Origin of the sequence: Pseudomonas schmalbachii, assembly GCF_017589465.1 — a bacterium.
Classification (GTDB): Bacteria; Pseudomonadota; Gammaproteobacteria; order Pseudomonadales; family Pseudomonadaceae; genus Pseudomonas; species Pseudomonas schmalbachii.
In genome coordinates this window covers 1-21,822 of the sequence record NZ_JAELYA010000009.1, presented here as the reverse complement: position 1 = coordinate 21,822, position 21,822 = coordinate 1, and the positions used below count along the sequence as shown (strand labels likewise).

21 protein-coding genes and 1 rRNA gene are annotated in these 21,822 nt (G+C 63.0%); 6 read left to right on the top strand and 16 right to left on the bottom strand.

The features are described 5' to 3' along the window. Window positions 1-15: 15 nt before the first annotated feature. From JFY56_RS20545 to rplM, 5 genes are all read right to left on the bottom strand, one after another. Complete coding sequence (locus tag JFY56_RS20545; RefSeq protein WP_208315990.1) at window positions 16-798, bottom strand: cytochrome c1; 783 nt, start codon at window positions 796-798, stop codon at window positions 16-18. Beyond that, complete coding sequence (locus JFY56_RS20540) at window positions 798-2,009, bottom strand: cytochrome b (protein ID WP_208315988.1); 1,212 nt, start codon at window positions 2,007-2,009, stop codon at window positions 798-800. The genes JFY56_RS20545 and JFY56_RS20540 overlap by 1 nt, the downstream gene beginning before the upstream one ends. Beyond that, complete coding sequence (gene petA, locus JFY56_RS20535) at window positions 2,009-2,599, bottom strand: ubiquinol-cytochrome c reductase iron-sulfur subunit (RefSeq protein ID WP_208315986.1); 591 nt, start codon at window positions 2,597-2,599, stop codon at window positions 2,009-2,011. Before petA ends, JFY56_RS20540 begins: the two co-directional genes overlap by 1 nt. 250 nt (window positions 2,600-2,849) lie before the next feature. Continuing rightward, window positions 2,850-3,242, bottom strand: a complete 393-nt coding sequence (gene rpsI / locus JFY56_RS20530; protein WP_208315985.1) for a 30S ribosomal protein S9 — start codon at window positions 3,240-3,242, stop codon at window positions 2,850-2,852. A 14-nt stretch (window positions 3,243-3,256) separates the two neighbouring features. Then, entirely contained in the window at window positions 3,257-3,685 is a 429-nt protein-coding gene (rplM, locus tag JFY56_RS20525) for a 50S ribosomal protein L13 (protein ID WP_208315983.1), read from the bottom strand. Between the two features lie 241 nt (window positions 3,686-3,926). Between rplM and JFY56_RS20520 the strand changes: the two genes are divergently transcribed. Further along, window positions 3,927-4,964, top strand: a complete 1,038-nt coding sequence (locus JFY56_RS20520) for an NADP(H)-dependent aldo-keto reductase (RefSeq protein WP_208315981.1) — start codon at window positions 3,927-3,929, stop codon at window positions 4,962-4,964. 257 nt (window positions 4,965-5,221) lie between these two features. Continuing rightward, window positions 5,222-6,121, top strand: coding sequence for a GlxA family transcriptional regulator (locus JFY56_RS20515; protein ID WP_208316181.1), 900 nt, complete (start codon window positions 5,222-5,224; stop codon window positions 6,119-6,121). Window positions 6,122-6,190: 69 nt separating this feature from the next. Here the strand turns inward: JFY56_RS20515 and zapE are convergent, their stop codons facing one another. The 3 genes from zapE to JFY56_RS20500 form a co-directional block, all read right to left on the bottom strand. Then, complete coding sequence (zapE, locus tag JFY56_RS20510; protein WP_208315979.1) at window positions 6,191-7,285, bottom strand: cell division protein ZapE; 1,095 nt, start codon at window positions 7,283-7,285, stop codon at window positions 6,191-6,193. 95 nt (window positions 7,286-7,380) lie between these two features. Continuing rightward, window positions 7,381-8,727 (bottom strand): tryptophan--tRNA ligase, encoded by a 1,347-nt coding sequence (locus JFY56_RS20505; protein ID WP_208315977.1) that lies wholly within the window; start codon window positions 8,725-8,727, stop codon window positions 7,381-7,383. A gap of 57 nt (window positions 8,728-8,784) precedes the next feature. Beyond that, entirely contained in the window at window positions 8,785-9,414 is a 630-nt protein-coding gene (locus JFY56_RS20500) for an alpha/beta hydrolase (RefSeq protein WP_208315974.1), read from the bottom strand. A gap of 140 nt (window positions 9,415-9,554) precedes the next feature. On the opposite strand from JFY56_RS20500, the gene JFY56_RS20495 reads away from it, so the two are divergent. Further along, entirely contained in the window at window positions 9,555-9,995 is a 441-nt protein-coding gene (locus JFY56_RS20495; protein ID WP_208315972.1) for a YhcB family protein, read from the top strand. 72 nt (window positions 9,996-10,067) lie between these two features. On the opposite strand, the gene can is transcribed toward JFY56_RS20495, so the two are convergent. The 4 genes from can to JFY56_RS20475 all read right to left on the bottom strand — a co-directional run bounded on the left by can (window position 10,068) and on the right by JFY56_RS20475 (window position 12,783). Next, window positions 10,068-10,712 carry a carbonate dehydratase gene (gene can, locus JFY56_RS20490; protein WP_208315970.1) on the bottom strand — a complete coding sequence of 215 codons (645 nt, stop codon included), beginning with the start codon at window positions 10,710-10,712 and terminating at the stop codon, window positions 10,068-10,070. A 75-nt stretch (window positions 10,713-10,787) separates the two neighbouring features. Further along, window positions 10,788-11,240, bottom strand: coding sequence for a ribosomal protein S18-alanine N-acetyltransferase (gene rimI / locus JFY56_RS20485; protein ID WP_208315969.1), 453 nt, complete (start codon window positions 11,238-11,240; stop codon window positions 10,788-10,790). Further along, window positions 11,237-12,046, bottom strand: a complete 810-nt coding sequence (locus JFY56_RS20480; RefSeq protein WP_208315961.1) for an energy transducer TonB — start codon at window positions 12,044-12,046, stop codon at window positions 11,237-11,239. The genes rimI and JFY56_RS20480 overlap by 4 nt, the downstream gene beginning before the upstream one ends. 131 nt (window positions 12,047-12,177) lie before the next feature. After that, window positions 12,178-12,783 (bottom strand): hypothetical protein, encoded by a 606-nt coding sequence (locus tag JFY56_RS20475; RefSeq protein ID WP_208315959.1) that lies wholly within the window; start codon window positions 12,781-12,783, stop codon window positions 12,178-12,180. A gap of 208 nt (window positions 12,784-12,991) precedes the next feature. Between JFY56_RS20475 and mksB the strand changes: the two genes are divergently transcribed. From mksB to mksF, 3 genes are all read left to right on the top strand, one after another. After that, on the top strand, window positions 12,992-14,236 hold the full coding sequence (mksB, locus tag JFY56_RS20470; RefSeq protein ID WP_208315957.1) for an Mks condensin complex protein MksB: 1,245 nt from the start codon (window positions 12,992-12,994) through the stop codon (window positions 14,234-14,236). A 125-nt stretch (window positions 14,237-14,361) separates the two neighbouring features. Continuing rightward, window positions 14,362-15,054: an Mks condensin complex protein MksE gene (gene mksE / locus JFY56_RS20465; RefSeq protein ID WP_208315955.1), complete on the top strand. Its 693-nt coding sequence runs from the start codon at window positions 14,362-14,364 to the stop codon at window positions 15,052-15,054. Continuing rightward, entirely contained in the window at window positions 15,051-17,888 is a 2,838-nt protein-coding gene (mksF, locus tag JFY56_RS20460) for an Mks condensin complex protein MksF (protein WP_208315954.1), read from the top strand. Before mksE ends, mksF begins: the two co-directional genes overlap by 4 nt. 95 nt (window positions 17,889-17,983) lie before the next feature. On the opposite strand, the gene JFY56_RS20455 is transcribed toward mksF, so the two are convergent. The 4 genes from JFY56_RS20455 to rrf form a co-directional block, all read right to left on the bottom strand. Further along, window positions 17,984-20,278, bottom strand: coding sequence for a PqiB family protein (locus tag JFY56_RS20455; RefSeq protein WP_208315952.1), 2,295 nt, complete (start codon window positions 20,276-20,278; stop codon window positions 17,984-17,986). After that, on the bottom strand, window positions 20,271-20,891 hold the full coding sequence (locus JFY56_RS20450) for a paraquat-inducible protein A (RefSeq protein ID WP_208315950.1): 621 nt from the start codon (window positions 20,889-20,891) through the stop codon (window positions 20,271-20,273). Before JFY56_RS20450 ends, JFY56_RS20455 begins: the two co-directional genes overlap by 8 nt. Further along, entirely contained in the window at window positions 20,878-21,534 is a 657-nt protein-coding gene (locus JFY56_RS20445) for a paraquat-inducible protein A (protein WP_208315948.1), read from the bottom strand. The genes JFY56_RS20450 and JFY56_RS20445 overlap by 14 nt, the downstream gene beginning before the upstream one ends. Window positions 21,535-21,704: 170 nt before the next feature. Next, window positions 21,705-21,820 (bottom strand): 5S ribosomal RNA (gene rrf / locus JFY56_RS20440). Between the last annotated feature and the right edge of the window lie 2 nt (window positions 21,821-21,822).

The window sequence follows — 21,822 nt, the reverse complement described above, 5'->3', positions numbered from 1 at the left end:
CAACGCTGGCAGTGCTTAATGCACGTCCTTCCAGTATTCACGCTTCAGCAGATAGGCGAATACGAAGAAGAAAGCCAGATAGAGCAGGACGTAGGTACCGATGCGGCGAGCCTCGAGCTTGTTCGGATCAGCCGAATAAGTCAGGAAGGTAACCAGGTTCTTGACCTTCTCGTCGAACTGGGCCTCGTTCAGAGCGCCAGTCTTCGGCAGGACGGTCAGTTGGTCACAGGCTTCGTGAGTCAGCGGAGTACCGGTCAGAGGGTCGAATTGCTTCTTGCCGTCTTCGACGATCTGTACCTGCTTGCAACCGATGACCTGACGGCCCTGGAGGCTGACCAGCACGTTCGGCATGCCGACGTTCGGGAACACCTTGTTGTTCACACCCCACGGGCGCTTGGAGTCCTCGTAGAAGGAGCGCAGGTAGGTGTAGAGCCAGTCAGAACCACGAACACGGGCCACCAGGGTCAGATCCGGCGGAGCAGCACCGAACCATACCTTGGCATCAGCCGGCTTCATGCCGATGTCCATGTGATCGCCGATCTTCGCACCGGTGAACACCAGCTTGCTCATCATCAGCTCTTCCGGAATGCCCAGATCCCTTGCTACACGCTCGTAGCGCTGGAACTTGGCACTGTGGCAGCCCATGCAGTAGTTGGCGAAGGTGCGCGCACCATCCTGCATGGCGGCCTTGTCGGTCAGATCGATATCGACGTGATCCAGTTCGACTCCATGGCCACCAGCGGCGAAGCCGAAGGCAGGCAGCAGAGCGAGGATCAGTGCAGCAAATTGCTTTTTCATCAGCCAGTCACCCTTTCCGGAACCGGTTTGGTCTTCTCCATCCGGGTGTAGAACGGCATCAGGATGAAGTATGCGAAGTACAGGATGGTGCACAGACGCGAGAGCGCGGTGCCCAGCGGCGACGGAGCCTGCGCGCCGTAGTAGCCGAGGATCACGAAGGAAATCGCGAAAATCACCAGCCAGATCTTGCTCAGCCAACCCTTGTAACGCATCGAGCGAACCGGGCTACGGTCAAGCCACGGCAGGACGAACAGGACAGCAATGGCCGCCCCCATCGCGATCACACCCATCAGCTTGTCCGGAACCGCACGCAGGATTGCGTAGAACGGGGTGAAGTACCACACCGGTGCAATGTGCTCAGGGGTCTTGAACTGGTTGGCGACTTCAAAGTTCGGCTTCTCGAGGAAGTATCCGCCCATCTCCGGGAAGAAGAAGATCACGGTGCAGAAGATGAACAGGAACACCACCACGCCGACGAGGTCTTTCACGCTGTAGTACGGGTGGAAGGCAATGCCATCCAGCGGAATACCGTTCTCGTCTTTCTTCTTCTTGATGTCGATGCCGTCCGGGTTGTTCGAGCCGACTTCGTGAAGCGCCAGGATGTGCAGTACGACCAGGCCGAGCAGAACGATCGGCAGGGCGATCACGTGCAAGGCGAAGAAGCGGTTCAGGGTGATACCGGAAATCAGGAAGTCACCACGGATCCACTGGGCCAGATCCTCGCCGACCACCGGAATGGCGCCGAACAGCGAGATGATCACCTGGGCACCCCAGTAGGACATCTGGCCCCAAGGCAGCAGATAGCCCATGAAGGCTTCAGCCATCAGGCAGAGGTAGATCAGCATGCCGAAGATCCACACCAGCTCGCGCGGCTTCTGGTAGGAGCCATACATCAGGCCGCGGAACATGTGCAGGTAGACCACGACGAAGAACGCCGACGCACCGGTGGAGTGCATGTAGCGGATGATCCAGCCGTAGTCCACATCGCGCATGATGTATTCGACGGAGGCAAAGGCTTCTTCGGCGGACGGAGTGAAGCTCATGGTCAGCCAGATACCGGTGAGGATCTGGTTGACCAGGACGAGCAGCGCCAGGGAACCGAAGAAGTACCAGAAGTTGAAGTTCTTCGGGGCGTAGTACTTGCTCAGATGGTCTTCCCACATCTTGGTGGCGGGGAAGCGGGCATCGACCCAAGCCATGAACTTGTTCATCAGGCTTTCTCCTGGTCCACACCGATGGTCAACACATCTCCATCGAGCGCATAGGGCGGAATCGGCAGGTTCATGGGAGCGGGCTGCCCCTTGTAAACGCGGCCGGCGAGGTCGTAGTGGGAACCGTGGCACGGGCAGAAGTAGCCACCTTTCCAGTCCGGACCGAGGTCAGCGGGAGCGACTTCCGGACGGAAAGTCGGCGAGCAGCCCAGGTGGGTGCAGATACCGACGATAACGGCCAGTTCCGGCTTGATGGAGCGCAGCTTGGGATCGACATAGGTCGGCTGGTCCGATGCCTTGGACTCCGGATCCGCCAGTTGACCTTCGAGGCCCGGCAGGGCATCCAGCATTTCCTTGGTGCGGTGCACCAGGAATACCGGCTTGCCGCGCCATTCGGCCACGATCTGCTGGCCCGGCTCGATCTTGCCTACGTTCACCTTCACCGGCGCGCCAGCTGCCTTCGCCTTGGCACTGGGGAACCATGACCCCACGAACGGAACCGCAGCACCGACAGCTCCCGCCGCGCCGACCACAGAAGTGGCCGCGACGAGGAAGCGACGCCGGCCTGCATTCACGCCGTCATTACTCATTCAGTCGTCTCCCATCAGCTTTAGGCCTGTTGTATCCAAGCCTTTAAGTAAAATTTCAAGCCGCGCAAAAAATTCGCCAAATGGTAAAGAAAACCCCCAGTGCTGACAAGGCAATAACCCGATACAAAAGCGCTGAAGCCCTTGCCAGACGGGACTTTCACAACTGCGACACCTTGCCGCACGAATAAACTTTGCGCATAAAAAAACGCCCAGTCCAAAAGGAACTGGGCGTTTCTTTCGAAGCGTCGAATTAACGCTTGGAGTACTGCGGACGCTTACGCGCCTTGCGCAGACCGACTTTCTTACGCTCAACTTCGCGAGCATCGCGAGTGACGTAACCGGCCTTGCGCAGCGAGCTGCGGAAGGTCTCGTCGTAGGAGATCAGAGCACGGGTGATACCGTGACGGATCGCACCAGCCTGACCGCTGACACCGCCACCGACGACGGTGACGTACACGTCGAACTTCTCGACGGTTTCGGTCAGTTCCAGAGGCTGACGAACAACCATGCGAGCGGTTTCACGACCGAAAAACTGGTCGAGGCTGCGGTTGTTGATGGAAATCTTGCCAGTACCCGGACGCAGGAAGACGCGAGCGGTAGCAGTCTTACGACGGCCAGTGCCGTAATTTTGAGTCGCCGACATAATTAGCTATCCCGTTAAATCTTCAGTTCTTGAGGCTGCTGAGCGGTGTGCGGGTGAACAGCACCCTTGTACACTTTCAGCTTGCGATACATGTCGCGACCCAGCGGGTTCTTCGGCAGCATGCCTTTGACGGCAGTCTCGATCACGCGCTCAGGAGCCTTGGCGATCAGCTTCTCGAAGTTGATCGACTTGATGCCGCCCGGGAAGCCCGAGTGGTGATAATACATCTTGTCGGTAGCCTTGGCGCCAGTTACACGCACCTGCTCGGCGTTGATGACGACGATGTAGTCGCCGGTGTCAACGTGCGGGGTGTACTCGGGCTTGTGCTTGCCACGCAGACGGCGAGCGATTTCAGTAGCCAGACGACCCAGGGTCTGACCAGCAGCGTCGATGACGAACCAGTCGCGCTTAACGGTTTCCGGTTTCGCGGTAAAAGTTTTCATTCTTTATAGCCTCAGGGGCCGCCTGAAAAATAGACGGCGAATCTTACTGGACAGTGGTTGCCCTGACAAGTCAAGGACAGCCGAAAACAGACACGATTGGGGCTCGGGTCAGTGTGCGTCCGTAACGACTAGATACATCGATCGGCAGGCTTGGCATCCCCCACCGATGAAAGGCTGCGGAATTATGCAGATTTCGTCAGAATTTACAACCTCGACTCGCGATCATTTCACGGAGGTACGCATGCAATACCGACCGCTCGGCCGCACCGATATCCGCGTCAGCGCGCTGTGCCTGGGAACCATGACCTGGGGCGAACAGAACAGCGAGGCGGATGCCTTCGCCCAGATCGAGCGCGCCAAGGCCGCCGGAATCAACTTCATCGATACCGCGGAGATGTACCCCGTGCCGCCGCGCGCGGAAACCTATTCGCGCACCGAACAGATCATCGGCAACTGGTTCCGCCAGCGCGGCGACCGCGCCGACTGGATCCTCGCCAGCAAGATCGCCGGGCCTGGCAACGGCATCAGCCATATCCGCGACGGCCAGCTCAGGCACAACCGCAAGCATATCGTCGCCGCCCTGGACGCCAGCCTGAAGCGCCTGCAGACCGACTGGATCGACCTTTACCAGTTGCACTGGCCGGAGCGCAGCACCAACTTCTTCGGCCAGCTCGGCTACCAACACAAGGAACAGGATTTCACGCCGCTGGAGGAAACCCTGGAGGCGCTGGACGAACAGGTACGCGCCGGCAAGATCCGCCACATCGGCCTGTCCAACGAGACGCCATGGGGCACCATGAAGTTTCTCCAGCTCGCCGAGGCCCGCGGCTGGCCTCGCGCCGTTTCGATCCAGAACCCCTACAACCTGCTCAACCGCAGCTTCGAGGTCGGCCTGGCGGAAATCGCCCTGCGCGAACAGTGCGGGCTGCTGGCTTATTCGCCAATGGCCTTCGGCATGCTGTCGGGCAAGTACGAGAACGGCGCACGCCCGGCAAATGCACGGATCACGCTGTTCAGCCGCTTCACCCGCTACACCAACCCGCAGAGCGAGCTGGCCTGCTCGCGCTATGTGGCCCTGGCTCGCGAGCACGGCCTCGTCCCGGCACAGATGGCGCTCGCCTTCGTCACCCGCCAACCCTTCGTGACCAGCAACATCATCGGCGCCACCACGCTCGAACAGCTGGAAACGAACATTGCCAGCTTCGACCTGCAACTCAGCGACGAAGTCCTCGCCGGCATCGAGACGATTCACAAGTCACAGCCAAACCCCGCCCCGTAACCTCCCCGGCGCCCCCTCGCCCACGCACGGTGCGAGGGCCCGCCTGCGCGCCGGTTACGTACGCTTACTGGACAGCATCACCAAATGGTAAGACGATTCAGCCACCGCATGACCGCTTAAGCGTCAGACCCCGCAATCCGCAGAAGTACAAGAAAATGATGCACAGCCAAGCGCCCAGGAAGCTGCAACGCGTCAGCATCCTCGCGACCAATGGGGTATTCGCCTCCACCCTGATGCAGGCCAAGGACTTCTTCCACATGGCCAGCCTGCGCCATGGGAGGCAGCAAGGCCTTGGCCTTGTGCCGAGCTTCGAGACACGCATCGTCAGCCCCGACGGCCAACCCGTCACCAGTTTCAGCGGCGGCCAGATCGCCGTCGACGGGCCGCTGGATGAAGCGGAAATCGTGATTTTGCCGTCATTCTGGGGCGATTTCGACACCCTTCTCAGCCTTTACCCGCAAGTCCTGCCCTGGCTGCGCGAGCGCCACGCCAGCGGCAGCACACTGTGCGGCGAAGCTTCCGGAGTGTTCTGGCTGGCCCAGGCCGGCCTGCTCGACGGCAAGGAGGCGACTACCTACTGGCGCTTCTTCCGCGAATTCGCCCAGCGCTATCCGAAGATCGCACTCAACCAGGAAAAGCACATCGTCGACGTCGACAACATCTTCAGCACCTGCGGCAACACCTCGGCCCGCGACGTGTTCATCCATGTGATCGAAGGCTTCTGCGGGATCAGCGTGGCGCAGGGCGTGGCCCGCGACATCCTGTACGAGGTGCAGCGCAGCTATACCCCGGGCCGCCTGGGTTTCGGCGGGCAGAAGCTGCATCACGACCCGACCATCCTGCAGGTCCAGCAATGGCTGGAGGAACATTACGCGGACAAGTTCCGCTTCGAGGACGTCGCCCGGGAACACGGCATGAGCATCCGCAACTTCATGCGCCGCTTCCAGGCCGCCACCGGCGACAAACCCCTGCACTACCTGCAGCGTCTGCGCATCGAAACCGCGCGCAATCTGCTCGCGACCACGCGCAAGAGCATCAAGACCATCAGTTATGAGGTTGGCTACGACGATGCGAGCTTCTTCGCCCGCCTGTTCCGCCAGCACACGAGCCTGTCGCCGCACCACTACCGGCGCCAGGTGCAGAAGTCGGAGGGCTGAGGCCCACCACGGACCAGCAAGGCGCAATGAAAAAGGGGCTGCACTGCAGCCCCTTTTTCCGTGTCGCCATTATGCCCGGTGCGGACGCGCCAGGTATTCGTGGGACTGCATTTCCAGCAGACGGCTCAGGGTGCGCTGGAATTCGAACTCCAGGCGGCCGCCGGTGTAGAGATCCTTCAGTTCGACCTCGGCGGAGATGATCAGCTTGACGTTGCGATCGTAGAACTCGTCCACCAGGTTGATGAAGCGGCGCGCCATGTCGTCCTTGGTCACGCCCATCTGCTCGACGTTGGCGAGCAGCACGGCATGGAAGATCTTCGCCAGCTCGATGTAGTCGTTCTGGCTGCGCGGACCATCGCACAGCTCGCGGAACTCGAACCAGGCGACGTCCTCGCAGACGCGCACGGAGCGAATCTCGCGATTCTCGATCATCAGCGCCTCGCCCTCCACCGCCTGGACGCAGTCCGGCAGGAGGCTGCCGAAGCTCTTGCGCAGGCTCTGCTCGGCCTCGGCATCGAGCGGCCAGTGATACAGCTCCGCCTGCTCCAGCGCACGCAGACGGTAATCCACGCCGCTGTCGACGTTGACGACATGGGTATGTTCCTTCAACAGCGCGATGGCAGGCAGGAATCGCGCACGCTGCAGGCCGTCCTTGTACAGGCCGTCCGGAACGATGTTGGAGGTGGCGACCAGGCTCACGCCGTTCTTGAACAGCTCTTCGAGCAGGGTGGCGAGGATCATCGCGTCGGTGATATCGGAAACGAAGAACTCATCGAAGCAGATCACCCGCGCCTCGTCGGCGAAGCGCTTGCCGATGATGGTCAGCGGGTTCTTCTCGCCCTTGAGGGTTTTCATTTCCTCGTGCACGCGCTTCATGAAGCGGTGGAAGTGCGTGCGCATCTTCTGCTTGAACGGCAGTGCATCGAAGAAGGTGTCGACCAGATAGGTCTTGCCGCGACCGACGCCGCCCCAGAAATACAGACCCTTGACCGGGCCCTGGGATTTCTTGCCGAGCAGCTTGCCGAACAGGCCAGGCTTGCTCTGGCCTGCTGCGACGAGGTCGTCGTAGAGGCGCTGCAGATGTTTCACGGCATTCTCTTGCGCCGCATCGTAGAAGAATTCGGGACGTTTCAGGTCAGCCTGATAGCGCTCAAGGGGCGTCATGATCGATAGCAATGCAACGAAAACGGGGGCGAACACTTTAGCGGCGCCCCCGTCGATTGGCAATTGGCCGGCAGCGCGCCGGCCGTGAATTGAGCTTATTCCTGAGGCGCCAGGGCCGCGCGCAGACGCTCGATGGCGGTGTCGCGGGTCGCGGCATCGGCGAAGGACGGGCTCTGCGCCACTACCTCGCCGTCCAGCCACAGGCCGAAGGCGTTGCCGTCGACGCGCAGATCCAGTTCCTCGCCGGCCTGCAGGCGCTTGCTGACCTGGCCGGCGGCCTTGCCATCGGCGAAACCTTTCGACAGCAGCAGTTGCTCACCCGACGCGTCGAGCAGGCGGAAGCGGAAGCTGCCGTCATCCTCGCGGAAGCTGACGAAGCGTGCGGCCTTGGCGGCTTTCTTCTTGCCAGTATCGGCGCCCTGCACCGCGCTGCGGAACGAGCGCAGGCCCACAGCCTCGCGCAGCTCGCCGAGGAACGGCGTGGCGATGCGGCGGGCCTTGGCGGCGCCGGCCAGCAGGATGTCTTCCAGATCGGCCGGGCGCTCGATCAGCGCGTGGTAACGCTCGCGCGCCTCGCCCAGTTCGTTGTCGAGCAGCTCGAACAGCCGCTGCTTGGCCTCGCCCCAGGCCAGGCCGTCGAGCAGTTCGGCGCGGAAGGCGGCCTGCTGTTGCGGCGTGGAGAAGGCCTGGTAGAGGGTGAACAGGTGCGAGTTGTCCGGGTCCTTCGGCTCGCCCGGGGCGCGGGAGTCGGTGATGATGCGGGCGATGGCATCCTTCAGCTGCTTGGCGCTGCCGAACAGCGGGATGGTGTTGTCGTAGCTCTTCGACATCTTGCGCCCGTCGAGGCCTGGCAGGGTCGCCACGTCTTCCTCGATCACCGCCTCGGGCAGGGTGAAGAACTCACGGCCGGCACCGAACAGGTGGTTGAAGCGCTGGCCGATGTCGCGGGCCATTTCCACGTGCTGGATCTGGTCGCGGCCGACCGGCACCTTGTGCGCGTTGAACATCAGGATGTCCGCCGCCATCAGCACCGGGTAGCTGTACAGGCCCATGGTCACACCGGCGTCCGGGTCTTCGCCGGCCTCGACGTTCTTGTCCACCGAGGCCTTGTAGGCGTGGGCGCGGTTGAGCAGGCCCTTGGCGCTGACGCAAGTGAGCAGCCAGGTCAGCTCGGGGATTTCCGGAATGTCGGACTGGCGATAGAAGGTCGCCTTGTCGGTATCCAGACCGCAAGCCAGCCAGGTGGCGGCGATTTCCAGGCGCGAACGCTGGATGCGCGCCGGGTCATCGCACTTGATCAGCGCGTGATAGTCGGCGAGGAAGTAGAAGGAGTCGGCCTGGGGATCGCGGCTGGCGATGATCGCCGGGCGAATCGCGCCGGCATAGTTGCCGAGGTGCGGCGTGCCGGTGGTGGTGATGCCGGTCAGGATACGAGTCGTCATGGGATACCAGTGTTCAACGCAGGAAAATTAGCGGCCCGGATGTTAACGCGGCAGGCCTCAGGGCGCGAGCCGCGACTGCAGGAGCTCTTTCAGCTCGATCAGCTTGCCGTGGAAGAAATGGCTGCACTCGGGAATCCGCAGCAGCTCGTGCGGCTTGTCCAGCTCCGCGCTCCAGGCGTAGACCCGCTCGGGGGTGACCACTTCGTCGGCTTCCGGCTGGATCACGGTCAGCGGGCAATCATGCGCCAGCTCGACATCGAAGCGCTCCACCGGCGGCGCGAGCATGAACAGCCGGTCCAGCGCCACGCCCTCCTCTTCCAGACGCGCGGAAGCGTTGCCGACCACGCAGGAGCCGAACGAGAAGCCCATCAGCGTCAGCGCAAGGCCGGGGTGCTGCGCCTGCAGCCAGCGCGCCGCGGCCAGGGCATCGTCGATCTCGCCCTGCCCGTCGGCATAGCTGCCGGCACTCTGGCCGACACCGCGGAAGTTGAAGCGCAGCGTCACGTAGCCGGCATCACGCGCGGCACGCTGCAGGGTCGCCACCACCTTGTTCTGCATGGTGCCGGCGAACAGCGGGTGCGGATGGCAGATCAGCGCGACGCCAGCGGCATCCGCAGTGGCAAGGTGGAGGGCTTCCAACGGACCGTCGGGACCATCGATGAACAGGGGGATTTCGCGGGTAGTCAAACAGCGGCTCCGTGACCCCGGCGCGGGTCGTCTCGTCTAGCACAATACCTGCGCGGACGGCGATATTTCATGTCGCGGTATACAAGCACAGGTGCAAGCCGCTAACGTAAAGCAAAGCCGTCTATAGAGGAAGGATTCGCGTGGAACAGTCCCTCACCAGCTGGTTGCTGCCGGCACTCACCCTGATCATCGGGGGCGCCATCGGGTTCCTGGTTGCCCGCCTGATGCCCAATACCGCTCCAAACAAGATGCAACGCCAGATGGATGACCTGCAGGATCGCTTCAGCAGCTATCAGCAGGAAGTGGCGACGCATTTCAACACCACCGCCAACCTGGTGAAAAAACTCACCCAGAGCTACCAGGACGTCCAGGAACACCTTTCCGATGGCGCCCAGCGCCTGGCACTCGACGAATTGACCAAGCAGCGCCTGCTCGCTGCCCTGCACGCCGACGAGACCTATGAGCGCCGCGAGCGCCTCACCCCGCCGGCCAACAACGAGATGCCGAAGGACTACGCGCCGAAACCGGCCAATGCCCCCGGCACGCTGGACGAGACCTACGGTCTGAAGGGCAAGTACTGAGCCCCGCGCCTTCCAAAGCAAACGCCCCGGCATGTCCGGGGCGTTTTTCATTGGGCGTCGGGAATGTGCCGCTCAGACCTGTTCCGGCGGTCGCAGGCGATACTGCGGCGGTAGCTGGTCAAGGCCGCTGACGGTCACGTTGAGGTTCTTCCAGATGCCGTCCTTGATGCCATAGACGCATCCATGCACCGACAGCTCCTGGCCGCGGTGCCAGGCGTTCTGCACGATGCTGGTATGGCTGACGTTGGCCACCTGCTGGATCACGTTGAGCTCGCAGAGGCGGTCGACGCGCTCGTCTTCGCTGGCGAACTGGCTCAAGTGGTCGCGGTACTCGTAGGCCAGGTCCCGGATGGTGCGCAGCCAGCCGTCGATCAGGCCGAACTGGCGGTCCTGCAGGGAAGCGCGCACACCGCCGCAGCCATAGTGGCCAGTGACCAGGATGTGCTTCACCTTGAGCACGTCCACCGCGTACTGGATCACCGACAGACAGTTGAGGTCGGTGTGCAACACGACGTTGGCGACGTTACGGTGGACGAACAGGTCGCCAGGCAGCATGCCGACGATCTCGTTGGCCGGTACGCGGGCATCGGAACAGCCGATCCACAGGTACTCGGGGGTCTGCTGGCTCGCCAGTTTGGCGAAGAAGTCCGGGTCTTCCTGTTTGATCGCCTCGGCCCAGCGCGCGTTGTTGTCGAACAGCTGTTTCAGATCGCTCATGCTTGCTCCTCCAGTTCGCAGGCGAACTTACGCAAGGTCGCCGGATATTGAAAGCGGGCAGGATGACGCGCGACGTCAGTCGACCAGTGTGCAGGCCATGACCAGTGCGTCTTCACGACCGCCAACCGCCGGGTAATAACCGCGCCGCCGGCCGATCTCGTTGAAACCATAGCGCTCATAGAGCCGATAGGCGGACTGGTTGGATTCGCGCACTTCCAGGAAGCACTCCGCCGCCTTCAGCTCGCCGGCACGCTGCATCAGGTGTTCGAGCAGACGCAAACCAAGGCCGCGGCCCTGGCTTTCCGGCTTCACGGTGATGTTCAGCAGGTGCGCTTCGTCGAGGATGATCTGGATCACCCCGTGGCCGACCTGCTGGGTGCCTTCGAACATCAGCCAGCAATCGTAGCTTTTCAGGCCATCGAGGAAGATGCCGCGCGTCCACGGGTGGCTGAAAGCGGCATATTCGATCTTCAGTACGGCTTCGAGATCCGCCTCGGTCATCGGGCGGAAGGAAATTGCATCAGTCATGCTTCGTTACTGCGATTCATCCAGCGTTGCCGCACGCGGCGCATGGCGCGCCAGAGTTCGGCCTTGAGAGAGGGCTCTTCGATCAGGCTTTCCAGGCCGGGAACGGCCCAGGCAGCGCCCAGGCCCTCGACCTGCAGTTCGCGGTGGAACGCATCCGCGTCGGCCTCGCCGGCGAAGCGCACCGCCGGCAGCCCCACCAGCCACAGGCAGGAGCAAGGTCCGCTCTCCTCCAGCCGCGCAGCGACGAATCCCTGGACGAACTCGCGGGCAGCCTGCGGTCCCTGGTCCATATTGCCGCCGGCGAACAGCGGCCAGCGCACCGGCTCGCCGATCAGTCGCGGGCTGTCGGGAAGACCGGTGGCACGCAGCAGATCCTTCAGCAGCAGGTAGGCCGGATCGCGGCTGGCCAGCGGTTCACCGGTGGGCAATTCGACCAGCAGCGCACAATCGCCGGCACGCAGCAATTGCAGGGCGAAGCGCGGCGGCGGTTCGGCCCGTACACGGACAACCGGCGGCTTGGCCTCTTCGGCGGTATCGGCCGGGGCACTCTTCTGCTGCGCCGCGGGCCTGGGCACCACCACCGGGATCGGCGGGCGCTCCGCAGCAGGTCGCGGCACAGCCTGGACCTCGCTGCGCGGGGGGGCAACAGGCGCGGCAACCTCCGCAGCCGGCTCATCGACTGCAACCGCCGGCTCTTCGAGCAACTCCGGACGCGAAGGCGCGGCGAATGGCAGCGCCACGCGCGGCAGCCAGCTGACGACCTGCATGGCGCCGAGATAGGCGCGGCGGCGGGCTTCTTCGATCAACGGAAAGTACCTGTGGACAGGGATGCGCCTGGCTCGGCGGCATCACGACAAGGCCGAATTGTCGCGTGAAACGCGCCATACGGAAAGGCCATCGGCCACGGCCGGTCGGAAGAGGCAGTCTATCGGGGCGCTTATGGCTGGCGAAAAAGTCCGATCAGGCGTTCGGCGATGGTGCCGGTGATGGCGTCCAGGTTGACCCGCGAGCGAGTCGCCAGCCGCGCCGGATTGAGGCGGTGGAGATGCAGCGACGGCAGACGCGCTTCGTATTCCCGCAGGTCGCCCTTCACCAGCACCGGCAGGAAGTGCTCGCCACGCATGCGGTAGCGGTTGATCAGCACCTTGAGCCCGTCCTGGAACGGCATTTCGCTGGAGGCCACCAGCCGGTTGCGCCCGGGAATCCGCAGATAGAGGCCGCGCCGGCCCATGATCTCGCCGGGCAGGATATGAATGCCGGTCGGCTCCACGCTATCGACGGGGATGTCATGGAAGGTGCCGAACCAGGCCTGTTCGTTGGGCAGGATGGTGATGCCGGCGCCATGGCTTTCCGGGATCACGAAGCTGTAGTCGCTATACAGCGTCGAGACGTAGGGCGAGTAGATGCACAACCGGCTTTCGAAGCGCCGCAGGAAAGCGATCGCTTCGCTGCGATCGGTGATGGCATCCAGATCCCAGTCGAGATCGTTCAGGCATTCCAGCTCAGCCCAGCGGGCTGTGGCGAGGGCGGCATCGTAGGTCATGGCGGTCGTTCACAGTGCGACAAGACCTTCTCGCAGAAAACATGCCAGGAATTTCAGGCAGTTAGCCCCATTTTCCCGTGATCTGCATCACACCGCCCAGGTCGCGCTGTCGCAAACTGCCGCGTTTCGTCACCTGGTCGGCCAAGGCAAAACCTTTGCAGTACAATCGCCCCTTTTCTTTGTCCTTGGCATGGATGGCAGCTTCCCGATGATCGACCCCAGACGCGTATTGCGTGCCCTTGCCGAACACTGGCCCCTGCTCGAACCGCTGTGCGAGCGCTTCGACAGCGGCACCCTGGGCCTGGTGGAACTGCGCAACCAACTGAGCGCGCAGTTGCCGGACAGCACTCCGGCGGACGTCACCGCCCTCCTCGACCAGTGGATTCGCCTGGATATCCTGGTCCCGGTGGCCAAGAGTCCCAACCGCTTCGAACTCAACGCACAGATCCACGACTTCCTCGCCTACCTGCGCCACGAGCACCGCCTCGGCCTGTGCCTGGAGATCGAGGCCTACCTGCGCCATCTGGAGCGTCTGGCCGGCTACATCCGCGACGCCTTCGAAGTGCGCGACGGCAACGACCTGGCGCGGCAACTGCGTCTGCTCGACATGCGCGTGCGCGACGTGCTGAAGAAGCTGGCCAACGACGAGCAGGCACTGATCGCCGTGGCCGAGCGGGCCAAGACCAGCGACCGGCAGATTCCCCTGCGCCAGCGCTATGCCGAGGTCCTGGCGACCTGGGACGAATACGTCGAGCCGATGATCCAACTGGTCAGCGCCGACGGCGCCTTCGAGCAGGGCGTGCGACGCGTCGAGCAGGTCCTGCTGCGCCTGCTCGGCGAACAGGCGCGCCTCGGCCAACTGGTGGACGACGACCTGCTGCTGCGCACCCACGCGCGCATCCTGGAAATGCAGACCACCGCCCAGCTCACCCTGCGCCGCGCCCGCGAGCTGCTGCTGCCGCTGCGCGAGGAAGCGCGCCGGCACAACGCGATCACCCGCGGCGCCGCCCTGGCCCTGTCGCTGATCCGCCGCAAGGGCCTGGACGCCGTACCGCAGGCGGCGCTGCCGCTGTTCACCCGGCCGCAGAGCAACTTCCTCGGCACCGCCTCGCAGGTGGAGAGCTACGTCTTCGCCCTGGCACGCTTCCAGCCGAAACCGGCGCACTTCCCCAAGGCCAGTGGCTCGCGCAAGAGCGACGGCCCGCAACGCGCGCCACGCACGGCGCGGGAAATGCTCGACCGCTGCCAGGCCGCCCTGCCGCTGCCGGACCTGATGCTCTGGCTGCTCGAACAGGAGCCGGAAGGCGCCACCGACGAGCTGCTCTACTGGTTCTCGCGACTGTCGCGCGACGGCCGCTTCCAGCGCGAGCGCCTGGAGCGCCGCGAATACCTCACCCGCGAGCACCGGCTGAACCTGTGCTCCTACACGCTGGTCAGTCCCGAACATGCCTGAACCGAACGTAGGGTGGACAACGCTCTGCTCGTCCACCATCCAGCGCCTGAAAAATTCCGGTGGCAAACGCTTCACGGTTTTCCACGGGGCGGCCATCCGTCCTACGATTCTCTGCGAGTGACCGCATGAACATCGACCTCAAAGAACTCTCCCATCTCGCGCCGATCTTCCGCGAGCTGTTCAAGGGCTTTCACATCAGCCGCCGCGACCCCGAGCTGTACTCCCAGCTGTCCAACCAGCAGGACCAGTACCGCACGCTGTTCCGCGCGCTGGGCTTCGAGCTGGTCTGCGATACCCGCGGCTTCTACTACTTCGTCCCCGAGCAGATCGGCGCGCAGGTGAACAAGACCGCCCAGCGCCTGGCGCTGTTCACCTTCATTCTGGTCGAACACCTCGCCGACCAGGGCCGCGACCCGCTCGCCGTGCTCGACGGCGGCAGCCTCGGCCGCGACGAACTGCCGCCGCTGCTGGAGAAGTACCGCGACCTGTTCCTCCAGGCCGAAGTGCAGACCCAGGAAGAGCTGGAAGAGAAAGTCATGCGCCGCATGACCCAGCTTGGCTTCGCCGCCGAGGACAACGGCGTGTACCGCTTCCTGCCGCCGATCCACCGCTTCCTCGATGTCTGCCTGTCGGTGCAGCAGGACCGCGACCTCGCCGCCAGCCTGCACGTCGGCGACCTGGTCGCTCCGGCATTGCAGGAAGAGGACGACGCCCCGCTGATGCCGGTCGACATCGCTGACGATACCGAGGAAAGCGAGGACGACGCCCTCGCCCGCGCCATTGCCGAAGAACAGGCCGAGCTGGAGACACAGGAATGACCCAGGAACGCTACGGAATCCGCCGCTTCGCCCTGCTCAACACCGCCGGCTACAGCCTCGGCATCTTCCCGCTGGAGCAGCCGCTGTCGGTCTACGGCGCCAACAACCTCGGCAAGTCGGCGTCGATCAACGCGCTGCAGTTCCCCATCCTCGCGCGCATGTCGGACATGAGCTTCGGCAAGTACAGCCTGGAAGCCTCGCGCAAGTTCTACTTCGCCACCGACACCAGCTACATCCTCATCGAGCTGGAACTGCCCCACGGCCGCCATGTGATCGGCGTCGGCGGCCGCGGCCCGGGCGGCGGTTTCGGCCACCAGTTCTTCGCCTACCAGGGCGAACTGGACCTGGAGCATTACCAGAAGAATGGCACCTGCCTGCGTCTGCGCGAGCTCTACGCCAACCTCGAACGTGCCGGTATCAAGTCATACGAGCTGAAGCCGGACGAGCTGCGCCGCCTGCTGGTCGGCGGCCACACCTCGATCCCGCTGGACCTGACCCTGATCCCGCTGCGCTCCACCAGCGAGCAGAGCCTGAAGACCTTCCGCGCGCTGTTCATCAACCTGCTGCACATGCGCGAGATCACCGCGGCCAAGCTGAAGCAGCTGTTCCTCGACGCCTTCGAGCACAGCCTGCGCTCCGGCAGCGTCGACTACATCGCCGCCTGCGAAGAGGCCTTCCGCGACGTACGCCGCATGGAAGGCGATTACCAGGCGCTGGTCGCCGCCGGTCCGCTGGTCGAGGCGCTGGCCAATGGCGTATCCCAGCGCGAATTCCTGCGGGGCAAGATGCATCGCCTGTCACCGCTGCTCGACAGCCTGCTCGGCACCTGGGAAGACTACTCGGGCGCGCGCAAGGAAGAGCTGGTGATCCAGGCCGAACACTATCGCCGCGAGCAGGACGGCCTGCAGAACGAACAGCGCGGCAGCACCCAGGAGCTGATGCGCCTGGAGCGCGAGATCAGCGAAATCCAGCGCTGGCTCGGCGAGCTGGCAGTGCTGAAGAACCGTTTCGCCCTGATCGAGGACGCCAAGGTGCTGGAGCAGCAATTGCTCGCCGCCAAGGATGCCCACGACGAACTGGCCGGCGCCCTGGCGCACTCCCGGCAGTTCTCCAGCGAGGACCTCGACGAGCGCGTGCGCGACCTGGAGAAGCGCCTGAAGGGCGTTCGCCAGCAGCTCGAACACGCCGACAACAACAGCTACGCCCGTCTGCGCGAGGAATTCTCGCAGCAGGATGTGGAGCGCCTGATGCGCCTGTTCAACGGCGCCCTGTTCAGCCTGCCGCTGGGCGAGAAAGGCGTGCAGCTGGACGAGGACGGCCAGTGGGTCGCCAGCGTCGAGAAGATCCTCGACGGTTTCAAGGGCGAGCACTTCGAAGCACCCGGCCTGTCCATCGACCTCAGCCATATCGAACCGCCGGCGTTGCAGGCCCTGGCCGACCGCGCCGCCCTGCGCGACCAGAAGGAGCGCCTGGAGAAGGAGCTCAAGCAGCTCAAGGCCCAGCAGAGCGTGGCCGCCGACCGCGGCGCGAGCAAGGCGCAAGCGGACAAGCTGTATCAGGACGTGCTGGATGCGCAGAAGGCGCTGGAAGACTTCCGCCGCAGCCAGACCCTCGCCGCCGAAGAGTCGGCCAAGCTGGAGCAACTCGCCCAGTCGGAAGCCGCCCAGGATGAACTGAAGCGCTCCGCCGATGCCTTCACCGAGCGCGTCCAGCAGCTCTCCGCCAAGCTGCAACTGGTCGGCCGCCAACTGGCCGACCTGGAAGCCAAGCAGCGCACGCTCGACGACGCCCTGCGCCGCCGCCAGCTGCTGCCAGCCGATCTGCCGTTCGGCACACCGTTCATGGACCCGGTCGATGACTCCATGGACAACCTGCTGCCGCTGCTCAACGACTACCAGGACACCTGGCAGCAACTGCAGCGCATCGACGGCCAGATCGAGGCGCTTTATGCACAGGTGCGCCTGAAGGGCGTAGCCAAGTTCGACAGCGAGGACGACCCGGAGCGCCGCCTGCAGTTACTGATCAACGCTTACGCGCATCGCCAGGACGAGGCGCTGACCCTGGCCAAGGCGCGTCGCGCGGCGGTGACCGATATCGCCCGGACCCTGCGCAACATCCGCAGCGACTACGACAATCTCGAGCACCAACTGGCGCTTTTCAACCGCGAGATCAACCGTCGCCAGGTTTCCAACCTGCAGAGCTTCCGCATCGTGCTGGCACCGAACCGCGAGGCGCTCAAGCACATCGACCAGATCATCCACAGCGCCGGCCAGTACGAGGAAGGCGAGAATCTCTCGGTGTTCGACCTGACCCAGGGCGCCGAGCAGGATGCGAAGAACGAGGAAGCCAAGGACTACCTGTCGCGCCTGGTGGCGGCCAACAACAACCAGTTGGGCCTGAAGGAACTGTTCGAACTGGCCTTCGAGATCACCAAGGTAGGCGGCCAGCCGATCGTCCACACCGACATCGACGGCGCCGCCTCCAACGGCACCACCATGACCATCAAGGCGCTGACCAACATGTACCTGTTGCTGCACCTGATGGACCGCGAGCAGGCCGGCCGCGTGCGCCTGCCCTACTACCTCGACGAGGCGGCGGACATCGACGAACGCAACCAGGCCGCGCTACTGGAGACCAGCCTGCAGCTGGGCTTCGTGCCGATCCTGGCCAGCGTGAAGCCGCAGGTTTCGGCGCAGGTGGCGATCGACCTGGAAGGCGGCAATGGCCCGAACGGTATCTATATCGACGAGGCAGACTGGAAGTACATCCGCCGTCGCGAGCCGGAGCAGGCAGCGGTCAAGGCTGCAGCAGAGGAAAGCGCCGAACTGGCGTAAACAACGAGGGCCGCAATCGCGGCCCTCGTCGTTTCAGCGTAAGGCGGGTGAAACCCGCCATGCATGTTCCCGGATGGCGGGTTGCACCCGCCCTACTACTTGGCCCCCAACTGGATCTTCGGCGCCCAATCCAGCCATTCATCGTTGGCCTCGTCGAACAGCGCAAAGGTCTGCCCCGACCTGGCCAACTCGCCCATCTGCGCATTGTTCGGCGTAGCGAAGGCGACACCGCCCGCGAGGATGGTCTCGATCGACTCGGTACGCAGCTTCACGCCCTTGAACAGGCTGGCGTCGACGCCCACGCCACTGGTGTTCCAGAAGCGGCTGCCGGTACGCACCAGCGGTGCATAACGCGGCTCGATCACGATGTGGACCAGCACACGATCGCCCTGCTGCCCCAGCTCAAACGACGTCACCTTGCCGACCTGGATTTCACGGTAGGTCACCGGCACACCCGGTTTCAGCGAGCCACGCCGGGCCGCGCTGAGCACCAGATGCAGGCCTTTCTCGCTGGGAAGCAGGTTGGGCGGCGAATCCAGCAGATCGAAATGCGTCCTCCGCGTCCCTGGCTTCGAGGCCGGAAGTACCTCGATATACTGGCCGCTGACCAAAGTGCCCAGATTCGCCACGCCTGATAGCCCGACTTCCGGCTTGACCGCCCAGAACCGGCTGCCCTGGCTGGCGATCAGGTCCTGTGCCTTGGTGATTCGCGCTTTCATCACCACACCCGAGAGATCCTTTGCCAGGCTGATGTCTTCGACCTTGCCGACCTCCAGCCCCTTGAAGCGAATCGGTGCCCCCACGCTCAAGCCGTCAGCCGTCGGGGCGCAGATCTCCAGGATCGTGCCCTTGGCCCAGGCCGACTCTTCCTTGTCGTAAAGGACGAAGCGGCGCACCTTGGTGACGGGAGCCGCCTTGGGATCGGGCGTATCGAAGGAGATACCGCCGGCAATCAAGGTCTGCAGCGACTCACTTTTTACCTGAATGCCACTCAGGTTGCCGGTCAGGGTGATGCCGCTGACATTCCAGAAGCGTGTCGAGGTATTCACCAGATGGGCATACTCCGGCTCGATATGCACGCCGATTACCACCCGTTGCCGGTCACGGGACAACTGATAACTCTGCACACTGCCGACTTTCACCTGGCGGTAGAGAATTGGCGTGCCGATCTCCAGCGAACCCAGCTTGTCGCTGGTCAGGACCAGATGCAGGCCCGGCGCATTCAGATTGAGCGGTGGCGCCTTCGGTCGAATGACGAAATCGCGCGATGGAGCGCCCTCCGAGGAGAAGCGCACGCCGATGTAGTTACCCTTCACCAGCGCTTCAAGCCCGGTAATGCCCGCCAGGGAAATGCTCGGTTTGACCACCCAAAACTCGGTGTTGGCATTGAGGAAGTCTTCCGTCCGGGGGTCCATGGACAGAACGGCTGTGGCGCTGCTGAAGTCCTTGTCCATGTCGAGGCTCTTGACCGTACCGACCTGCACACCGTTGAAGATTACCGGAGTCGTTCCGGGATTCAGGCCGCTGATATCCGTCACCTTGAGGTTAACGGTGATGCCTGCCTGCGCCGCATCGAAATCCTCGTACAGGCGGAATGGCTTGGTCGGATCGGTAGGCGGGCTGTCCGTGTAGCGATCCGGCGTGGCGAAGGCGATGCCGCCGGAAATGATGCTGGCCATCGACTCGGTGCGCAGCTTCAATCCCGACAACCCGCCCGTGAGGCTGATGCCGCTGGCATTCCAGAAACGCGTGTGCTTGCGCACCAGGTTGGCATAGGCCTCCTCGATGTGGACCTTCACTTCGATGGTCTTCTGATCCTCCGCCAGTTGATAGCTCTTCACCTGGCCGACCTTGATCTGTCGGTAGTACACCGGACTGCCCCGCTCCAGAGACCCCAGGCGCTCGGCCGTGAGAGTCAGGTGCAGGCCGGGCAGCGCATCGGACATCGGCGGCGGCTCCGGGAGCGCCGTGTATTCGGTCTGCAGCGGCCCTTTCGCGGGTTCGATGGCGATGTAGTTGCCGGATACCAGGGTTTCCAGCCCGGTCACACCGGCCAGGGAAACCTGCGGCTTCACCAGCCAGAAGCGGGTCTGGTCGCTCAGGTACGGCGCGGCTTCCTTGCGCATCTCGATGGTCGCCACCACACCCTTCACATCGGTGGTGACATGCAGGTCGGTCACCTTGCCGACGGCAATCCCCTTGTAGATCACCTCGGTCTTGTTCACTTGGATGCCTTCGCCGCTTTCGAAGTGCACCTTGATGTCCACTCCCGCCTCGCTGTATGCCTTCCAGGCCAGCCATCCGCCGATCGCCAGGGCTATCAGCGGCAGAATCCAGATAGCCGACCAGTTCGATGTCTTGCGAGTCTTCGGGGTGGGCAAGTCAGTCATCGTTTTCATCCATGTCCGTGTTGTCCCAGATCAGCCTGGGATCGAAAGTCACTGCAGCCAGCATGGTGAGCACAACCACAGTGGCGAATGCGGCGGCACCGGGGCCCGCCTCGATGGTGGCTAGGTTGCCGAATCTCACCAGCGCCACGAGCGTGGCGATGACGAAGATATCCAGCATCGACCAGCGCCCGATCCATTCGATGAAGCGGTACATCACAATGCGCTGTTTGGCGGACATCGGCTGATGCCGCTGGACGGAGTACAGCAGCAGGGTAATTCCCACCAGCTTGAAAGTAGGTACCACGATGCTGGCGATGAACACCACTGCGGCAATGGGGATCATGTCGGCATGGATCAGTTCGGTCACGCCTTCCATGATGGTCGAGGGAATTCCGCTACCCAGGAAGTTGACTGTCATGATCGGCAGGAGATTGGCGGGGATATAGAGGATCGCCGCCGTGATCAGCAGAGCCCAGGTACGGGCGATACTGTTCGGTCGTCGATCATGCACCACTGCCCCGCAGCGGCTGCAATGCACCGGTTCATCACCGGTCAGCCGGTTGAGCTGGTGGCACTCGCCGCAGATCAGGATTCCCGCGTCAATGGCCCGCATCGTCGGCCTCCTCGGACAACGCGTGCCAGATCTGGTGGTCCGACATGGTCACTTCCAGCCATACCTGGGCGAAGAGCAATGCAATGAAGCAGGCCATCCCTACCCCGACATGCAGCTCGGCAAGATCCATCAGCTTGACGATGGAAACCAGGATGCCCATGAAATAGACCTCGAGCATTCCCCACTCACGCAAGTGGTGATAGCCGCGATGCAGCAACATCCCCAGTTGACGCCCGACACCCAACTGCACGGTCAACAGCACGAACAGCTGGCATAGCAGCTTCGCCAGGGGGATCACCATGCTGCAAAGGAACACCAGGAGCCCTACGCCCTTCATATCCGAGCTATACAACCCCTGGACGCCGCCCCAGACCGTATCGGTGCTGGTCTGACCAAGGATAGTGATATGCATGATCGGCAGGAAATTCGCCGGGATATAAAGCAGGAGAGCGGTAATGACCAGGGCCAGGCAGCGCTTGACCATGTGCAGGCGATGCGCCTCCAGTTCGTAGCCGCAACGTGGGCATGCAGCCTTGTGTCCCGGCTCCAGATGCTGCCGCCGCATGAGCAGATCGCACTCATGGCAGGCGACAAGTTCCTCCAGCGGCAGGTCCTTCAGGGCACCACTCTCGAGTTCAGACATGGATTGGCTCACTCGCGTTTATCGCAATTGTAGATGAGAGCACCGTTCATCGACGGCGTTCAGTTCCTTTGACGCCGGTAATGCCTGGATTTTCTGAGACTGCTCGCCTACTTTCCCGCGCGCAAAAGCAAAACCCCCGGTCATTGCTGACCAGGGGTTTTGGGATAGGTGCTTGACGATGACCTACTCTCACATGGGGAGACCCCACACTACCATCGGCGATGCGTCGTTTCACTACTGAGTTCGGGATGGGATCAGGTGGTTCCAACGCTCTATGGTCGTCAAGCA